Consider the following 18,714-nt stretch of genomic DNA (forward strand, 5'->3'; position numbering starts at 1 on the left):
AAATGCTGTACCAATTTAATTGGTACAGCACCTACAAAATTCAATTAGTTTATAATGTCTAAACTTTAAGTTTACGTCTACACGCAACCATAGCAAGTAACAAAGACATTAAGTAATACATACTACCGCCTGAGTCTGAGCCGGAATCAGAGCTTGACCCAGAATTGTCTGCTTTACCAACAATATCTATAACTACAGTTTTAGTATCTGATGAAGCAAATTTATCTTTTGCTCGATAACTAAAGTTTACTGAGTAAGAATACTCCCCTGCCGGTTCGTAGACAAATAATCCAGTATCCTTATCAAAACTAAGCTCACCAGTACTTGGGCTCGTTACTAGTTCAAATTCTAACTTATCACTATCTTCGTCATTGCCAATAAAACGACCATTAACTACCGTTGAATAATAAGTTTCATAACTTAAATTTGTAACCTTTGGTGTTGTATTTGTTAATTCAACAACAACATTGGCAAGCGCAGTCTCTTCAAGTGAATCTTTCGCGGTAAAAGTAATTGAAACAGGCTGTAATGATTCACCACTCGGCGTGTATTTTATTTCACCCGTATTTTGATCAAGTAACTCAATTTGACCATGCTGAGGCTCATTTTTTACAGTAAAAATAAGCGGCTCATCGTCTGCATCTGAAGCAGGCAGATTAAGTATCAAAGGTGTATTCCAGTGCGTTGTAATCGTAGAGTTTTCAACGGCCGGAGCCTGATTAGTTAACGTAGCTTTAAACTTTGCTAGCTCAGAGCGTGAACGGCCTTTTACTGTATAAAACGCTAATTCATCAACACCTACAGTGCCGTTAGGGGTATATGTGAACTGTCCAGTTTGACGATCAATAAATGTTAATTGACCAAGGCTAGGGCTATTTTCAAATACCACAAAATCAATATTACTTAAATTAAGATTAACTTCGACTGGCGCAAGTACATGAGATGTGATCTCGCTATCTTGCGGTTTAGCTAAAGGTTCTGCCGCTTCATTCGAGAATACCTCTATAGACTTCCCTGAAAGCAATGAATAGTCCACACCATTATAAGTTGCACTCACGATAGAACTGCGTTGATTTGCACGCGCTATTTCATAAAGCAGTTCATCATTATTTAAGTCATACTCTCCAAACTTATCTTCACAACTAAATAAAATGAAGCCTGCGCGTGTAGACACTATATTGTTTAATGAATTGTCACATAGTTTCGCAACTTCTGACTTTTCTCCTGATTCTGTCAAAGAGAATAAAAGACCATATTGATCAGCAGCATAGAGTACTTTTTTACCACCGATAACAACCCCCTCTAGCGACTTAAAACTGCCGTTTAAAGAGTAATTAGTTACACTATTATCAGTGTAGTTATATTTAACTAATTGGTTAGCGGTTAAAGCAAATAGTTCTTTATTACTTTCTTGTGTATCTATGCCTGCAACTATGCCAGAAACCCCACTCCAAAAGTCCTGTAAACGAGGTGAACGCTTAATTAGTTCACCGGTTTGTCCGTTAAAAACTCGTATATAAGAGCCTTCACTTCCGGTATGCGATGCGCCATTGCCAACAATTAGCTCTAAGAAACCATCTTGATTGATATCATAGGCTTCAATCGTTGAAATTTGGTCGCCACTTTCAAAAGGTACCGTGTACAGTAAGTTTCCATTTTCTGGCGAAAATACTTGTATGTTTCCTGTGTAAGTTTCTGACCCTGCTACGATTAAATAGTTTTTACCATCATTGAATAAATCAGCTGTAACCACATACTGATAATCATTCCAGCCATCTGTTAAATCAACGTTAGTTAGCAATTGCTCATTTGTTTCGATATCGACAATTTGAAGTTTATTTGTGCCATTTTCAGAAAAAATGGCATCAATTCCACCTTTACCGTCAATATCAGCAAGGCCTAATAAAAACTGCGAATAGCTAAAGATCGTTTGCGACCATTGCTTAGACTTGTCTTCAACAGTATAAATATGAAACCCATCACTACCTGAAGACGTATAACCAGCTCCCCACGCAATATCTGTTTTGCCATCTAGGTTAAAATCGTCCACCAAAATACTTGAAACACTGTGTTCAGGGTTATTGATCTGCCAAAACTCCTGACCTGTACTTAAAGACAAAGCATGTATTTGTCCCCATTGACCATCGCCATATACGAGGTCTTGGGCGCCATCATTATTGATATCTGCAACTATAACTCTTGAAATATCTAAATCGCTATTCGCTGTCCACACAATACTGTCTGTATTTGGACTAATTAGTTCAATCGAGTACCAAGCATTTCCATTGATTACTTCATCTAAGCCATCTTGGTTAGTATCAACACTTTGTAAATGGATACCAGTGAGTTGAGTACTCAATGTTTTTATATAATCTATTGTATTTTCAGAGATACGATACAACTTGCCATCTTCAAGCATTAATTCGTGAACATTTTGTTCGGTAAACGAGCCAACAACAAATTTGTTACCGTAATACTCAAGTTGGGAAATAACTGAAAGGTCTGACTGGTCTAGTATTAAAATTTGGCTATTGGCAATAGCAATAAGCTCGTCCTGACCGTCGTTATTAATATCTCTTGCCATAACTGATTGGCTAGAAATTACTTCCTTTGTACTTTCGACTTTCATTGTTAGTAAGTTAATTTTTACTATCTGATTGCTCGTCATAAGTATTAAATAATATGTATCATCGGCAATGCTTTTTACCAATGTACTATCAGTGATGTAATCCTGAGAATCGAAACCTTCAACGACTGAATATTGATTGTCTTTATACTCAATAATATTAAAATCGTTTTGTTGCACCGAAATAATTTGCTTATTGCCATTACCGTACAAGTCAACAGAATAAAGACCATTAAGACCTGTTGAATTACCCAAAGAGTAACGACGATATACAGATGTTAATTCTAGGCTTTCATCGGCAAGAGCATTGGATAAGTTTAGCCTTGAAGCTCTGTCTAAATTTGCATACGAATTGTTTTCATTGCGGCTAGTAAAATAAGTTTTGTCGTAGTTAATCTGTTGCGAACTCAAAAGTGTCGCATCACCAAATTGGTTGTAATGTGTCGTATTTTCTGTGGCTAAAAGTGATTGCGAACAAAGTAGCAATGCAAGGTAAGTTAGCTTGGTCATTTCCCTATCCTAAACAGCTTATAATTTTTATTTTTACTCACAACAAATAATTTATCTTCTTATTGTGAGACGAAGCGGTCAATTTTCCTTTATTAGAGACATTTATTCAAGAGTTAGGTTATGAACTTTCAACCAAACCTATCTCAGTAGAAGCAAACTATTAGTCAATAAGCTTACTAAGTGAAGTCACTGCTTTGCTTGTTTCAGACAATCCCACTTTTGTGGCGCCACCCACAAGCCAAATTTGGCCTTTTAACGTGATGGCCCCTAAGCCATGACGAGGCGTTTGCCATTCGAAAGCTTTGCCCCATTGCTGCTTGGTTAAATCATATTTAAAAACCTCACGGTCAACCCCTTTGCTATGTTCACCGCCAAACACATAGATAGCATTATCAATAACTGCCGCTGCATGCCCGGCACGCGCTTTGGGTAATGCTGCATGTGCCTGCCAAATGTCTGTATCTGGTAAGTATTCGAGCATTTCTGTGATTGGCTCGCCACCTACTGTCCTGCCACCAAGCACAAACCACCGGCCGTTTACTTGTGCACTTGCCGCACTGTTTCTCGCTGAAGGTAAAGGTGCCGCTTCTGTAAATGTGAAGCTTTTAGGATCAAAGACTAGATGCGCTCTAACATCTAAACTATGCTGCCATTGTCCATTTTTCTCACTGCTTGGGCTGCGGCCGCCGGCTAAATGTACTTTTCCATTTAACACTGCGCCTACGGTTTCACTTAATGCAAAAGGCAAGCTCGCCACTTTTTGCCATGCTTTAGCGCCTTCATCTAGCATTAACACATCACGGCTATTGGTCCATTGGCCTTGCGCATTAACGAAACCTCCGAAGGCAAATAATCTTTTTTCTACTGCAATTAAATAAGTATGATGACGCCCCTCGGGCAAACTAGGAGCGGATTGCCAACTTAAGTATTCTGGTGACCAAAAATGAACTTTTGCAGTCATCTTACCCTTTGATGCTGGCAGTTCAGTAGAGATACCACCTGCAACCCAAACTTGTTGATTCATTACTGTAGGGTAGATTTCTTGTATAGCCTCAGGAAGCTCAGGTGCTGAAACTTCATTTGCCGATAAAGTATAAGGTAAACAAGTAATAAAAAGCGGTAACAACCGTGTGGCTAAGCGCATATAAATCCTTAATAAGCAGTTAATTAGCTAAAGGTTAAGCCAGCCGTACTTATTAGTACACTGCCAAATAGTCTTACTTATTCTGTCATTGTTGTTATCAGGAATTGGCATTGCTTGACTACCAGCAATAGACAAATCTACTAGCTGAGAAAGAGTAGCAGTCCTCGCTCGTATCTATTCAAATACTTCGTTTTACGGGGCAGTTTTAATTGCTTTCTTAAAGCAACCTGGCTGTTTTCATCCTTTTTACATAAATCAATAAGCGCCGGGTGAATATAAGAATTACGTGCTATCGTTGGCGTATTACCCAAATGGCTCGATACCGTTTCTAGCATGTCGCACAAAGGGAGCTTTTTCTTTGCATTATAAAAAGCTTCGAATGCTAAAACACTTGCACGCCAGGTTCTAAAGTGTTTTGCACTAAACTCCTCTCCCATTACATGCTGAATAAATTGATTAACTTCACGTGAAGTTACGGGAATACATTCACCATCCTCTTTGTATTGAAACAGGTTTTGTCCGGGTAAATCTTGCAACTCTTTAATAATGGTGCTCAAAACACGATCTGTAAGGTTAACCTCTCTCACTTTGCCAGATTTAGCTTTATATTCTAAGCGAATATTTTTCCCTGTTATCTTCGCATGGCGGCGACGTAAGGTTGTCGCTCCAAAACTATTATTTTCTTTCGCGTTTCGTTTAGATCCTATCCTCAAAGAGCCTAAATCCATCAATCTAACAACTGCGGCTAATGTCCTTTGATAGTCAAGTGTATTACCTTCTAAATATTCAGCTAACTTTGCTCTAAGTAAAGGTAATTTATTTCCGAAAAGCTCACACACTTCGAACTTTTTTAGTTCCTGCTGCTCTCTAAAATCTGGATGATAAAGGTATTGTTTTCTTCCCTTTGTATCGTAACCAGTTGCTAAGATATGGCCATTTTCCTCAGGACAAAACCAAACATCTTTGTATGCAGGAGGGAATGCTAGTGCATCTAAACGGGCGATTTCACTTTTATCATTAATCCGCTTACCTGTAGGGTCGTAGTAAAGCCAACATTTAGAGTGACTTTTTCGAGTAATACCGGGCAAATTATCATCAACATAAATTAATTTCACTGCACCTTCTCACTATATAAATAATCATTACTCAAGGCGAGTAGCCCCCGCCTTGAAAGATGAGTTATCGTTGCCAATAACGAAGTTGTGTTAGTGTCTGAAGAAAGTCACATGCCTTGCACGTTTCTAGGTTAATTATGCCGTCGTCTTGGTTTCCATTTAAGCCAACAGCTTTTAACAACTCCATAGAGCTTTCAGTAAAACCAATAAACTTTTTGTGTGAGTACGCATCTGAAACGAAATCTCTCGCCTCTGGAATTTTAATTAACTCTTTAGCACCTTCCTCTGATGTCAGTAAGACAACTGCATCATACAAAACAGAAGGGCCGCCGTTAATAACTTGCTCAGCTCCAAGATGAACACCAGTAGAACTTTTCGCTCCACCTATCTGGGCTGCAATGATTTCAAAGTTCGCACCTTGCTCGTTTAGTTCACTAACTAATGAATTAAATAGCTGATCGTCAAAGCCATCACTAACGAGAATACCGAGCTTCCTTCCCTCAAAAGTATTTAAAGCACTTTTTTGAATACTCAGTGCATCAGATACAGGTAAATCTTGGCGAGTTTTTAGTGCAGCTTCAGCAGGGTCAGGGATTGTTTGCAAGCCCAAACCAGAGGCCACTAATTTAGCTAACTCGCTATCAATATTTAGTAAATGAGACACCACACGCTCCCTAATAGCTAAATGTTCCACTTTTGAAAGTTCAAAAATCAATGCGTCCTGAATATGTGATTGCTCTATCTTAGTTTGACTTATATAAAACTGCCTAGCTTGGCTGTAATGATCGCTGAAGGTTTCTGATCGATACCTTAGCTTGCTACCTTGCGTTTCTTCATCAGAACTTTTAAAGCCATGAACAGGACATTCTCTTGGATTGTTTTCATCACTTTGCCAAGAGTTTGGCTCATAATTTACTCTTCCTTTGGGGTTATGCATTGCCATGTGACCATCCTGGTGAAAGTGGTGCATTGGGCATTTAGGTGCATTAATAGGGATATGAGTGAAATTTGGCCCTCCCAATCGCTTGGTTTGCGTATCTAAATATGAGAAGTTACGCCCTTGTAATAGTGGATCTGGCGTAAAATCGATTCCGGGAACTATGTTCTGTGTGCAAAAAGCAACTTGTTCTGTTTCTGCAAAAAAATTATCAACCACTCTATCTAAAACCATTCGACCAATGATCTTAACGGGTACTTGTTCTTCAGGGATAAGCTTTGTTGCATCAAATACATCAAACTCAAAGTCATCAGCAAAAGCTTGGTCAAATACTTGTACGCCAAGTTCCCACTCAGGGTAATCGCCATTTTGAATTGATTCCCACATATCGCGACGGTGAAAGTCAGGATCTGCTCCATTAATTTTAACAGCTTCATTCCAAACCACTGATTGCATGCCTGATTTAGGTTTCCAATGGAATTTAACGTACTTTTTCTCACCATTTTTATTGATAAACTTAAATGTGTGAACGCCAAATCCTTCTATAAAGCGTAATGAACGTGGAATAGCTCTATCAGACATTGCCCACATGACCATGTGCATAGATTCAGGCGATAAACTAATAAAGTCCCAAAAATTATCATGAGCCGTTTGCGCTTGCGGAAAACCACGATCAGGCTCAGCTTTAGCGCTATGGATCAAGTCTGGAAATTTCATCGCATCTTGGATAAAAAACACAGGAATGTTATTACCAACTAAATCCCAGTTTCCCTCTTTTGTATAAAATTTAACAGCAAACCCGCGCACATCCCTTGCTAAGTCAGGTGAGCCCTTACTACCAGCGACCGTTGAAAACCGAGTAAATACAGGTGTTTTTTCGCCTTTTCGTTGAAATATATCCGCGCATGTCAGCTCTTCAAGTGTTTCGTAAGTTTCAAAGTAACCGTGTGCCCCATAACCTCTAGCATGCACCACCCTCTCAGGAATACGCTCATGATCGAAATGAAACATTTTTTCACGAAAAATATGGTCCTCCATTAATGTTGGACCACGCTTACCTGCTGACAATGAATTTTGATTATCACTAACAGGACAACCTTGTGCTGTAGTCATTGTTGAATACTGATTATTTGCATGTTGATGTAGCTCACCACCATGCCCCTTTTGACCTGAATATTTAAATGACTCCGGCATAAGTTTCCCTTTATTTTAAACTCGTTAAATTGTTATTACGTAAATTTAGGAAAACTAATAAGCAAGTAAAAAGCCAAAATTAAAACAAACAATATCAAGAAGTTAAGACGGAATTAAATAACTTGTAATTAAACTTATTACACAACTTGTGTAATTTTTTCTAGCTAAAACAATCTGAACCACCTATTTTAGGTTTACCCTTCCCCCCATAAAAAACACTCAACATTCGGCATTTATTAACTTCGTCTTCTTTGGCAAGCACACAATAAAAGCTCAGATTTCACTAATAAACAGCAATGCGATTGCGTATTACACTTCACTACCGTGAATCTTTATTTTGCATTAATACATAACAGCTATTCCTAACCGCCCCTTTATTGATATATTATAACAAAACATTCAGCGATTTTGTTTAATCTAATTAAGGGTCACTACCATGAGCAAACTTCCCGTCACCGTGCTCTCTGGCTTTTTAGGTGCAGGTAAAACCACTGTGCTCAGCCATATTTTGAATAACCGTGAAGAAAAAAAAGTGGCTGTAATCGTCAATGATATGAGCGAAATAAACATCGATGCAGCAACTGTTAAAAACGATGTTTCGCTTAGCCGCGGCGAAGAAAAACTAGTAGAAATGAGCAATGGTTGCATCTGCTGCACACTGCGTGAAGACTTACTCATTGAAGTACGCGCTTTAGCGAAAACCGGCCAATTTGATTATTTGGTTATTGAGTCAACCGGTATTTCAGAACCTCTTCCTGTAGCCGAAACATTTACCTTTGCCGATGAAGATGGCGTATCACTTTCTGATGTTGCTAGGCTTGATACCATGGTCACGGTCGTTGATGCCGTTAACTTTTTAAAAGACTTTAACGAAGCCAAGTTTTTACAAGAAACCAACGAGCACTTAGGCGATGAAGATGAGCGAAGCGTAGCCGACTTACTCATTGATCAAGTTGAATTTGCCGATGTCATTTTAATTAGTAAAACAGACTTAATTAGCGCCGATGAACTTGAGAGTTTAAAAGCCATTTTAAGCTCATTAAATACCTCTGCAGAGCTGATTGCCATTGAAAATGGCCAAGTTGATATCAATGCAATTCTCGGCACAGACCTGTTTAACTTTGAAAAAGCTCAGCAAGCACCTGGCTGGCTAAAAGAGCTGCGCGGCGAGCATACCCCAGAAACCGAAGAATACGGTATTAGCAGCTTTACTTACGAGGCCCGCCGCCCTTTTCACCCTGAGAAGTTTTATAACTTTATTCATAACAATCAACCCGAAGGCAAATTACTTCGCTCCAAAGGCTATTTTTGGTTAGCCTCTCGACCGCAATTTGCCTGCCAATGGAATCAAGCAGGCGGCATTGCTCGCTATGGTTTTGGCGGCATTTTTTGGAAAGCCTTACCGAAAGATCAGTGGCCAACAGATATCGAATACTTAGATTCAATTAAACTAGTATGGCAAGAACCCTTTGGTGATATGCGCCAAGAGCTGGTTTTTATTGGCCAAAACCTTAATCAAGCAGCGATCACACACGCACTCGATAACTGCTTACTCAGCGACGATGAACTATTAGCAGGCAAAGCGCTTTGGCAAACCCTGCCCGACCCATTTCCTGTTTGGGAGGAAGCATAATGACAGCTTACGCATTTGAACATGATACTGATAACTTACCAACAACAGTAGTAACGGCATTAAGCCCTGTGGTGTTTTCGCATATTTATAAACCAGAGCATAACATTGCAATTTGGCAGCGCAGCTTAGCTGAACAGCTGCAAAAAGAGGTAGCCGAGAGTATTGCAACCAATCCTGATCTCAGTATAAACGCTGTGATCAACGAGGATTCTATTCGAACTGACATTGATAAAGCCCTTGAAAAACTTCCATCAGCGCAGGAGTTAAAAGCTGATTTGGCAAAGTTAGTTGATATGTTTTGTTATTTATTTGAGTTAAAGCGCACCGGATTACGCCTAAGAGTACTTGAACGTGCCATGTGCCCACGTTTTCATGTCGACAGAGTTCCTTGCCGGTTAGTCAGTACATATTGTGGTAGTGGTTCACAATGGTTGCAAAATGCAGGACTTGATCGCACTAAACTTGGCGCTGGCCATCAAGGGTTAAGCGATGAAGAATCAGGATTAATGACAGCAAATACTAAAATTCACTCTCTTAATGAGGGTGATGTAGCCCTATTAAAAGGCGAAACTTGGCAAGATAACGAAGGTAAAGGGCTTGTGCACCGCTCACCTGCACTTGCTGCTGGCGAAAAACGGCTACTTGTAACCCTCGACTTTATTGCTTAATACAAGCGTACCAGCTGCGTCTATTAATTCTAATAGGCGCTATTTCACTCAAGAACACGCTATAACTGCACATGGCTTTAAATTAATGAAAAGCATACTAAGCGCACTTGCAATCGCTGTTAGAGCAAACATCCTTAGTAACAAAATTAAGACATTCCCTGCACCACCAGCAAAAGTGCCTTTAAAGCTTAATGGGTAGCCATGAAAAACCATTAAATATAATACGTTAAAAAGCCCTACCCGCATCCCGTCAATTTCATGGGTATCACCATTTTTTAAGTAAATTTCACACACATGCAAGGTGGGTAATCTAACTCGTGGTTCGCCAAACTTTCGTTTGCGTTTTAGATCCATCGTATAGTGAAATAACACCTCTGCGATTTCATTTTTAGCAATTGTGATGGGACAATTTTGGTGCTTTTTAAACGTCAACTTATCAACTTTAAGCTCATCCTTGCTTATGCCCATTGCCCATTTAGAACCAAAGCCATACTTCTTGTAAGTCATGACGCGCTTAGTAATAAACACCAATAAAAAGCTTGTAAGGCAAATTAAAAAAGCCAACCATGGTTTAACAACATCTTCTAAATAAAAACTAGATAACGAAATCGCAGATACCATGAGCGCAAAAATCACTTCGGTCCATCCTGATAACGTCGCTAAGCCTGGCAAAGATTCTAGTTCTGTTAATGAATCTTCGGTTAGTGACGATTTTCCTTTAAAGGCTGCATATCGAAACCATTTTTTATCATTTAAATCCAGTTCTAGTGAGTGCTTAGCCATCGAGCCCATAAAAATCCCTTTTGTATTAATGCTTAATAGAAGCAACCTTTTTATTCCTTAAACTTATACATAACCAGAGCTCGCTCGTAAATACTTAAAGAACTAATAAGTTAAGCCCCCTTAGCTAATGGCCATGCTGTATTTAATCAAAAACCAGCTAAGCTTCGTATAACAAAGAAATTTATATATGTGAGCTGATATGGAGCGCCTTTTTCAAAATAGCCGGTTTTTAGTCATCATCGCGATTATCACTACAGCAATTTCGTCATTACTTGTTTATATAACCTGTGTGAACATCGTTTTTAATGTTGTTAAAACGACACTTATATCATTGCCTGACTCTGCTAAGGGAGGGAAAGAGATGATAGTCGAGCTTTTAAAAATTCTCGACTTATTACTTATCGGTATTACTCTTCAAGTTATTACCATCAGCCTGTACCGGCTATTCATTTCGCCTGCAACCACAAAGAGTAGCCAGTTTTTGGCCGCCTTTCATATCGAAGATTTTCATGACTTAAAAATTACCTTAGTACAGGTAACATCCGTCATTTTAGTGATTCTGTTTTTAGAACACGCCGTTGAGTTTGGCGGCACAATAGAAACCCTTTACCTTGGCATTTCTATTGCGATTGTCGTTGCCGCTTCGACCTTTGCATGGCGCTCAATGAAATAGTGAACACTCACCTACGTTAGTTTATTTATCAGGGTAACGTAGCTGATATTGCTCTTTCATCGCGGCATTAAATCGTTCAAGTAAATCGATTTTTTAAGCACTAAAAAAGGCGTAACAAACTATGTTACGCCTTTAAATTTAAGCCCTAAAGTGCAAGCGCTAGTATCTGCTTAACCTTTACTAAGTCAATGTCACCATGTTCACCTAGCGTCGTTATTTCATTCTTTTCTAAGTTTTTAACAACCGCATCGATTGCTTGTTCATCAAGGTCATAGTCAGCAAGGCGTGTTTTCACAGCCATGGCTTCGAAGAAGTCTTGCACTGCTTTAATCGTTTTATCGATTTGTTCGGCTTCATCACTATAATTAAAACCAAATACTCGCTCACCAAGCTGTTGTATTTTAATAGACTTTTGCTCTTTTTGAACATGCATTAGCGCAGGTAAAACAATCGCCAGCGTTTGGGCGTGATCAAGATTGTAAAGTGCTGTTAATTCATGACCAATCATATGCGTAGACCAATCTTGCGGTACACCCTGACCAATCAAACCATTCAGTGCCATTGTAGCCGACCACATAACATTGGCTCTTACATCATAGTTTTGCGGCTCACTCAGAGCTTTAGGCCCTTCGCTAATCAAGGTTTGTAAAATACCTTCTGCAAAGCGGTCTTGTAATGGCGCGTTTACTGGGTAAGTTAAGTACTGCTCAATAACGTGTACAAACGCATCTACAACACCATTGCTTACTTGGCGTTCTGGTAACGAAAAAGTATATTCAGGATCAAGTACTGCAAAAACAGGTTGCACACTCGGTGATGAAAAAGCACGTTTTTGTGACGTCTCTTTTTTAGTAACCACTGAGTTACCGTTACTCTCAGAGCCAGTTGCAGGTAAAGTTAATACCGCACCGATAGGTAACGGGTTACTAAACTCAGCACCTTTAACAAGGATATCCCACGGCTCACCTGCAAAGTTATAAGCTGCTGCAACAAACTTAGCGCCATCAATAACACTGCCACCGCCAACAGCTAGAATAAAGTTAACATTCTGCTCTTTAGCAGTTGCCACAGCTTGCATTAGTGTTTCGTATGTTGGGTTAGGTTCAACACCACCAAACTCTATAACGTCAACATCGGCTAATGCACTCATAGCTTGGTCGTATACGCCATTTTTCTTTATTGAGCCACCACCAAAAAGTAATAGTACTTTAGCGTTTTCTGGTAAACGTGAAGTGATCTCACTCACTTGACCTTTACCAAACAAAATTTCGGTTTGATTTTTATAAATAAAGTTCAACATTTAAATGCCCCTTAAATTAGGTTTAAATTGCTAATTAGCTAATTTACTTAGCTAACATTTCTAAAAGCTTTTCTGCTAATAATTTATCTGAAAACGGGTTTTGCCCCGTAATAAGTTCGCGGTCAACAACCACGTTTGGCTGCCACTCACTAGCGAATGCCATATTTCCACCGGCGTTTTCCATTGCCATAGCGGGATAGAACTTAAGCTTTTTACCTTCTAAACTGCTTTCAAAAACACGCTCTTCTGGGTTTGAAAAAATAGTCATTTTATAACCGTCATAAATCCAGTTATTGGCCGCTGCCTTTTCGCCATCTTTTATCGCTTGATAATAAGAATTTGGCTGAACTTGTGCCGACAACAATGTAATTGGGCCATGGCAAATTGCCGCTGTTGGTTTACCTTGCTTATTAAAGTGACGCAAAATTTCACCCACTTCTGGGTTGTTTGCTAAATCAATTAAAGGTGCATGGCCGCCTGGGATAAACACAGCCTCATATTGGCTTAAGTCACCCGCTAAAATTTCGCTTAAACTCGCGGTGTCGTTGATATCAGGTAAGGATGCTACAAAACGCTGAATGCTCTGCATTTTAGCTTCATCACCATCAAAGTAATCGGTACTCACTGATTTTTTATCTACTTGAGGCGCATTACCTTTGGGTGTTGCAAGTACAAGCTCATAACCCGCATCGACTAATGCTTTCGCAGGCACACCAAACTCATTTAGGTAGTAGCCTGTTTCAATACTCTGGCCGTCAGCTAAATCCATGGTTGTTTCACTTGATAAAATAACCAAAACTTCGCCTTCACCCGCCACTGCAAACATCGACATAGTTGATGCAGCAACAAGCGTTAGTCGCTGTAATATCTTTTTCATAACTCGTCCTCTTAGAAAGTGAAGCCATCATAGTTGGTTTGCGGGGCGAGTAGAATTCGGATAAATTAAGAGGAGCAATCAGAATATTTATGGCTCGTACAGTTACATGTCTTATCTCACGCAATTAAAAACCTTTGTTGAAGTTTATCGTTGTAAAAATATTACGAAGGCAGCGGCTAATTTAGGCTTATCTCAGCCTTCGGTAACCTCACACATTCAAGCAATGGAAGCTGTAGTTGGTAAACCTTTATTTGAGCGCAAAGCCCGCGGTGTTACCCCCACTGCAGCAGCACATGATCTAGCGCTTCAGGTTTCTGGTCATATCGATATATTAGAGCAAAAAATCATGTCGATACGGGCACGTTCTGATGCCGCACATGGCACTATAAATATCGCAGGACCTGCCGAATATATTAGTAGTGTGTCAGGGCCACAAATTGCCAACTTACTGCAATCTGGCAATGTGAACCTTGTTCTGCATATTGGTAATAAGGTGAGTATTTTTGACGCATTACAATCAGGTACTGCAGATATTGCTATTGCCGCATCAGCGCCTGATCCAGCACTATTTGATAGCCTAGTGCTCGACAAAGAAAAGCTAATTTTGGTGATGAACCGTTTACATGGCCGAGAAATCAAAGACAGCACCATTACCGCAGATTTACTCTCTAGCTACAATGTCGTTGCTTATGATGAAGAGCTGCCTTTGATAAGACAATACTTTGAAGCTGTATTCAACGCAAAATGCCACTCAAACGTCATTGCTATTTGCCCAGATATACGTGCTATTAGCAATATTATTCGCTCAGGCATTGGCTATTCTGTATTACCCGATTACCTATGTCGCGATCAGATAAAAGCCGGAGAGCTTGTGCAACTAGGGCCCGAAGGCCCAGAAAACATAATTTACTTAGTTTGGAACAAAGGGGCACTAAAGCACCCCCGTATTGCATTTGCCAAAGATGTTATTTCGGCCTTTGCAAATATTAACTACTTTGCAAACTAAGCAAGGCTTGCTTTGCGTCTAACAGTTTTACTCGTGGGGCAAGCGCATTTAGTGCGATTAAATGTAGCATTTCAGATACTGTGGTGCTCACATCCGTTATAACTGCCAAATCGTACTCTTTAGCTTGCTCTGAGATAGCAGTATGAGTCACACAGTTTTGCGTCATCATGCCTGCGATCAAAAGTTTTTTAATTCCATGTTGCTTTAATACATCTTCTAAATTGGTCTGATGAAAGCTGTCAGCATAGTGTTTTACAACCACAGGGGATTCTGGTGCTGCTTTTAAAATATCAGGATGAATATCAACACCTTCTGTACCTTCATTAAAAAATGGCGCTAACCCCTGAGAAGGATCAGCAACATGCTGAATATGAATAGGTAAAACTCCGCGTTCTGTTGCTTGTTTGATCACATCTACTAGCTGATCTTTTACTTGTTTAGCCTGCCATAAAGGAAATGCACCATCTTCAAAATAATCATTCTGTAAGTCGATAATTAGTAATGCTGTGTTTGTCATTGTATGAGCCCTTTTTCATTTTATTGAACCCTAGTTTGCTGAATTTTTAACGTATCAAACAGTGACCCAAATACCATTTATCGATAATATTGGGCCAAAGTGTTTAATAAGGCTTTACCATGAATGTTGCAGTATTCGCATTTCCTAATATCAGCCCATTTCATCTTGCAGTACCATGTATGGTGTTTGGTGAGGGCGCTCGCTCGGCAGGTATCAAAGAATTTAATTTAACAGTGTGCAGCGAATGTGAACAGGTAATGCCCTCAAGTGCGGGGTTTGATATTCAAGCGCACCACTCAATAACAAAATTTGATCAGGCAGATATTATAATTATTCCGTCTTGGCCATCCCCTGAAACAGCCCCCTCTAAAGAATTAGCAACCAGTTTGCTAAACGCTCATAGCCGTGGCGCTATTATTGTAGGGCTCTGTTTAGGAGCTTATGCGTTAGCACACATTGGGCTTTTAGATAATATTGAAGCAACCACCCACTGGGCATACAGCGATGACTTTAAAGCTCGCTTTGCAAAAGTGAAACTTAACAATCAAGTACTTTACCTTGAACATGACCAGCTCTATACATCGGCAGGAACAGCAGCAGCTATTGATTGCTGCTTATATTTGGTTCGCAAATTTTTAGGAAGCGAGCAAACTAATGCTATTGCCAGAATGATGGTAACGGCTCCGTATCGCACTGGTGGGCAGACACAATTTATTGCCCTACCCGTCCCCGAAAGTGTTGCTGATGAGCGTTTAGCAAGCTTACTTGAACAGATGCAAGAAAACTTAGCTAGCAACCATACGATTGATACACTCGCAGAGCAAATGCACATGAGCCGACGCACCTTTACCCGCCATTTTCAATCGCTTACAGGGCAGAGCGTTGGGCAATGGCTATTAAATCAACGTTTAAACCACGCACAGCGACTTCTTGAGTCAACTGATTTACCACTAGAACATTTAGCCGAGCAATGCGGCTTTGGTTCATCTGTTACTTTACGCCATCATTTTCGCTCTCAGTTTGGTTTATCACCGCGAGACTGGCGTAATGCATTCCGCCAAACATAAAGCTTAGGTATAATTAGTTTTTCGACTCGATTTTGGTTTTTAAATGAAAAAGCTTTCTAAAGTACAATTAAAACAGCAAGCCCTTGTATTAAATGTTGCCGATACCCTTGAAGAGCAAGGCCGCGCTGAGCTTGAAGGCATGTTGCAATGCTGGTTTGATGTGGAATACCACTTATTCCCTGGTTCATTGCTTTTGTGTTTTCAATTTGAAAACCAGCAATCACTCGATGCAGCGACCCCAGAGCTATTAAAATGGCAAAAACGCCTAAGTGGGGCAATGCTGAAAAAAGGTGTGATTTTAAAAGACATGCGCAGGCATTTAGTATTTACCCTAAAAGGCCCAGACGATTAAATGGGATGAGTTAGCAAGAGTGTAGCCGCGATTTTATATCGCGTAGGGATGGTGCTAGGTGCTAGGTGCTAGGTGCTAGGTGCTAGGTGCTAGGTGCTAGGTGCTAACATCATAGCGTTGGTTTTGGGTTGGAATACCCTCCCCTTTGACTTTTTTCGGCGTTAAAACGCCTCCTACACCTCGCATCTTGTCCCTCGAAACTCGCTAACTTATTCCAACACCTGCATACTTAACACCAGATAACAACGCCATATCTTTGTGCCATGTTGCTAGATCATTAGCATTGAACTTAGCTAAAGAGTCATGACCACATGCCCTTGCCATAACCGTCATCAACTCAGTTGAAGCTTCAAAAAAGTTCTTCAATTGATTTGCTGACTTTTCAATATTTAAGCGCTGACGTAAATCTTGCTTTTGTGTGGCAATCCCTGCTGGGCAGTTATTGGTATTACACATACGCGCAGCAACACAGCCAATTGCTTGCATTGCACTATTCGAAATCGCCACCCCATCAGCACCAAGGGCAAGCGCCTTTACAAAATCAATCGGCAAGCGTAAGCCGCCTGTTATGATCAAAGTAACATCACTTGCACCTTGTTCATCTAAGTACTTTCTTGCTCTGGCAAGTGCAGGAATAGTTGGTACGCTAATATGATCTCTAAAGATCTCAGGAGCTGCCCCCGTGCCACCACCACGACCATCAAGAATGATGTAATCGGCACTTGCATCGAGTGCAAATTGAATATCTTTCTCAATATGATTAGCACTTAGTTTAAATCCGATTGGAATACCACCCGTTACCTCGCGCACTCTGTCAGCAAACTTTTTGAAATCGGCCGCACTGTGTAAATCTTTAAATGTTGATGGTGAAATCGCCGAAGTACCCGCTTCAATTCCTCTAACCTCAGAGATTTTGCCAACATTTTTGTTGCCTGGTAAATGACCCCCCGTGCCTGTTTTTGCCCCTTGCCCGCCTTTAAAATGAAAGGCTTGCACGTTTTTTAATTTATCTTCGCTATAACCAAAGCCTGCACTTGCTAACTCATAAAAATAGCGTGAATTGGCTTGCTGCTCTTCAGGAAGCATACCGCCTTCACCTGAGCAAATACCCGTACCAGCAAGTTCAGCTCCTTTCGCTAAGGAAACTTTGGCTTCTTCTGATAAAGCACCAAAACTCATATCAGAAACAAACAGCGGAATAGCCAGTTTTAATGGCTTTTTCGCTCGCGGGCCAACCACAAGCTCAGTATTAACAGCTACATCTTCCATTAAAGGTTGCGTTGCCATTTGTGCGACCATCAACTGTAAGTCATCCCATTTAGGTAATTGATATCGTGGCACCCCCATCGACACCATAGGACCATGATGACCAAGCTTTGATAATCCTTCTCGAGCTAATTGATGAATAAGCTCAACGGTAGGTTCCTCTTTAGTTGCTGTAGCAACTGGCGAATCAGAGGCTTGAATTTGCACGCCCGGCCCTTCTTGACCAACTAGGCTTTGATCAAATTGTTTGTGACTACCATCACAAAATGGCGCATTGGCAGTGTGCTTACATTGGCATAAATAGGCATCGCCCGACTCTTCTGCTGTAAATGCTTTGGGTTTGAAATCGGTTCCGGCATGTGAACCGTCACAAAATGGCTGGTTTTTAGAACGCCCACAGGCACAAAAGTAATACTCTTGCCCCTGTTCTAAGGTGACTTTTTTCGGCGAAACGGCTGCAATTATAGGTTTGCTCATTATTGTTCCCTCACGGTTGCTACATTACATTGCTATGTTCAAAGTACAGCGATTGAGGTAAGTATTAATTTAAGGCTTACTTGCTTTATAAAGGGTAGTTCAGCTCAGTTAAAAAACGAGCTCGTAAGCGCCTTAGAATTTACTTAGCTATCACTAATCGACTATATAACCGCAACAAGCAGCCAAGATATCAGCCATTTCATATTTTAAGGTAAGAGGCAAATCGGTTTATGAACCATTGTGGGAGTAATTATCACAAAGAGGATAAGAGTCACTTCGCTTCAGAGGAATAATTAAAAACAAATTTGCTGTTTTTATTGGGTTACTCATTCACTTCTCACTCTCTTTTCTTTGTGCAAAAAACAATTTGAACCACAGAGGTCACCGAGGCGCTTCGCGCTACATAGAGAAAAACAGGGTTTGAAAATAATAATCACAAAGAGGATAAGAGTCACTTCGCTTCAGAGGAATAATTAAAAACAAATTTGCTGTTTTTATTGGGTTACTCATTCACTTCACACTCTTTTATTTGTGCAAAAAATATTGAACCACAGAGTACACCGAGGCGC

Annotated in this window: 15 protein-coding genes; 6 read left to right on the top strand and 9 right to left on the bottom strand. The window is 40.2% G+C overall.

The genetic code is table 11. The features are described from left to right. Positions 1-58 precede the first annotated feature (58 nt). The 4 genes from J3455_RS13540 to J3455_RS13555 all read right to left on the bottom strand — a co-directional run bounded on the left by J3455_RS13540 (position 59) and on the right by J3455_RS13555 (position 7,526). Positions 59-3,136, bottom strand: coding sequence for an Ig-like domain-containing protein (locus tag J3455_RS13540; protein WP_349561918.1), 3,078 nt, complete (start codon positions 3,134-3,136; stop codon positions 59-61). A gap of 160 nt (positions 3,137-3,296) precedes the next feature. Then, complete coding sequence (locus tag J3455_RS13545; protein ID WP_178927284.1) at positions 3,297-4,280, bottom strand: Kelch repeat-containing protein; 984 nt, start codon at positions 4,278-4,280, stop codon at positions 3,297-3,299. Between the two features lie 140 nt (positions 4,281-4,420). Further along, complete coding sequence (locus J3455_RS13550) at positions 4,421-5,395, bottom strand: DNA topoisomerase IB (RefSeq protein ID WP_167658065.1); 975 nt, start codon at positions 5,393-5,395, stop codon at positions 4,421-4,423. Positions 5,396-5,459: 64 nt separating this feature from the next. Beyond that, positions 5,460-7,526: a catalase gene (locus tag J3455_RS13555; RefSeq protein WP_239977658.1), complete on the bottom strand. Its 2,067-nt coding sequence runs from the start codon at positions 7,524-7,526 to the stop codon at positions 5,460-5,462. A gap of 436 nt (positions 7,527-7,962) precedes the next feature. Between J3455_RS13555 and zigA the strand changes: the two genes are divergently transcribed. Together zigA and J3455_RS13565 are read left to right on the top strand one after the other, a co-directional pair. Beyond that, positions 7,963-9,159, top strand: a complete 1,197-nt coding sequence (gene zigA / locus J3455_RS13560) for a zinc metallochaperone GTPase ZigA (protein WP_349561919.1) — start codon at positions 7,963-7,965, stop codon at positions 9,157-9,159. Then, positions 9,159-9,827: a DUF1826 domain-containing protein gene (locus J3455_RS13565; RefSeq protein ID WP_349561920.1), complete on the top strand. Its 669-nt coding sequence runs from the start codon at positions 9,159-9,161 to the stop codon at positions 9,825-9,827. Before zigA ends, J3455_RS13565 begins: the two co-directional genes overlap by 1 nt. Before the next feature lie 48 nt (positions 9,828-9,875). Here J3455_RS13565 and J3455_RS13570 read toward each other — a convergent pair whose 3' ends face one another. Further along, positions 9,876-10,619 carry a hypothetical protein gene (locus J3455_RS13570; RefSeq protein WP_349561921.1) on the bottom strand — a complete coding sequence of 248 codons (744 nt, stop codon included), beginning with the start codon at positions 10,617-10,619 and terminating at the stop codon, positions 9,876-9,878. 190 nt (positions 10,620-10,809) lie between these two features. Here J3455_RS13570 and J3455_RS13575 point away from each other — a divergent pair, with 190 nt between their 5' ends. Further along, positions 10,810-11,283, top strand: a complete 474-nt coding sequence (locus J3455_RS13575) for a YqhA family protein (RefSeq protein ID WP_054560737.1) — start codon at positions 10,810-10,812, stop codon at positions 11,281-11,283. 145 nt (positions 11,284-11,428) lie between these two features. Here the strand turns inward: J3455_RS13575 and J3455_RS13580 are convergent, their stop codons facing one another. Further along, positions 11,429-12,583, bottom strand: coding sequence for an iron-containing alcohol dehydrogenase (locus J3455_RS13580; RefSeq protein ID WP_130050877.1), 1,155 nt, complete (start codon positions 12,581-12,583; stop codon positions 11,429-11,431). A 43-nt stretch (positions 12,584-12,626) separates the two neighbouring features. Beyond that, positions 12,627-13,460: a type 1 glutamine amidotransferase domain-containing protein gene (locus tag J3455_RS13585; protein WP_130050876.1), complete on the bottom strand. Its 834-nt coding sequence runs from the start codon at positions 13,458-13,460 to the stop codon at positions 12,627-12,629. Positions 13,461-13,566: 106 nt separating this feature from the next. On the opposite strand from J3455_RS13585, the gene J3455_RS13590 reads away from it, so the two are divergent. Next, entirely contained in the window at positions 13,567-14,466 is a 900-nt protein-coding gene (locus J3455_RS13590) for a LysR family transcriptional regulator (RefSeq protein ID WP_130166884.1), read from the top strand. On the opposite strand, the gene J3455_RS13595 is transcribed toward J3455_RS13590, so the two are convergent. Beyond that, positions 14,447-14,983 (bottom strand): cysteine hydrolase family protein, encoded by a 537-nt coding sequence (locus J3455_RS13595; protein WP_349561922.1) that lies wholly within the window; start codon positions 14,981-14,983, stop codon positions 14,447-14,449. The genes J3455_RS13590 and J3455_RS13595 overlap by 20 nt on opposite strands. Before the next feature lie 119 nt (positions 14,984-15,102). On the opposite strand from J3455_RS13595, the gene J3455_RS13600 reads away from it, so the two are divergent. Continuing rightward, the gene (locus J3455_RS13600; RefSeq protein WP_178927291.1) at positions 15,103-16,050 is read left to right on the top strand and encodes a GlxA family transcriptional regulator; all 948 of its coding nucleotides are present in this window, start codon (positions 15,103-15,105) and stop codon (positions 16,048-16,050) included. 43 nt (positions 16,051-16,093) lie between these two features. Further along, entirely contained in the window at positions 16,094-16,402 is a 309-nt protein-coding gene (locus J3455_RS13605; RefSeq protein WP_130050872.1) for a hypothetical protein, read from the top strand. Positions 16,403-16,606: 204 nt separating this feature from the next. Here the strand turns inward: J3455_RS13605 and J3455_RS13610 are convergent, their stop codons facing one another. Continuing rightward, positions 16,607-18,145 carry a glutamate synthase-related protein gene (locus J3455_RS13610; protein ID WP_349561923.1) on the bottom strand — a complete coding sequence of 513 codons (1,539 nt, stop codon included), beginning with the start codon at positions 18,143-18,145 and terminating at the stop codon, positions 16,607-16,609. Between the last annotated feature and the right edge of the window lie 569 nt (positions 18,146-18,714).

The sequence above is a fragment of the Pseudoalteromonas sp. NFXS39 genome (assembly GCF_040148775.1).
GTDB classification, from domain to species: domain Bacteria; phylum Pseudomonadota; class Gammaproteobacteria; order Enterobacterales; family Alteromonadaceae; genus Pseudoalteromonas; species Pseudoalteromonas apostichopi.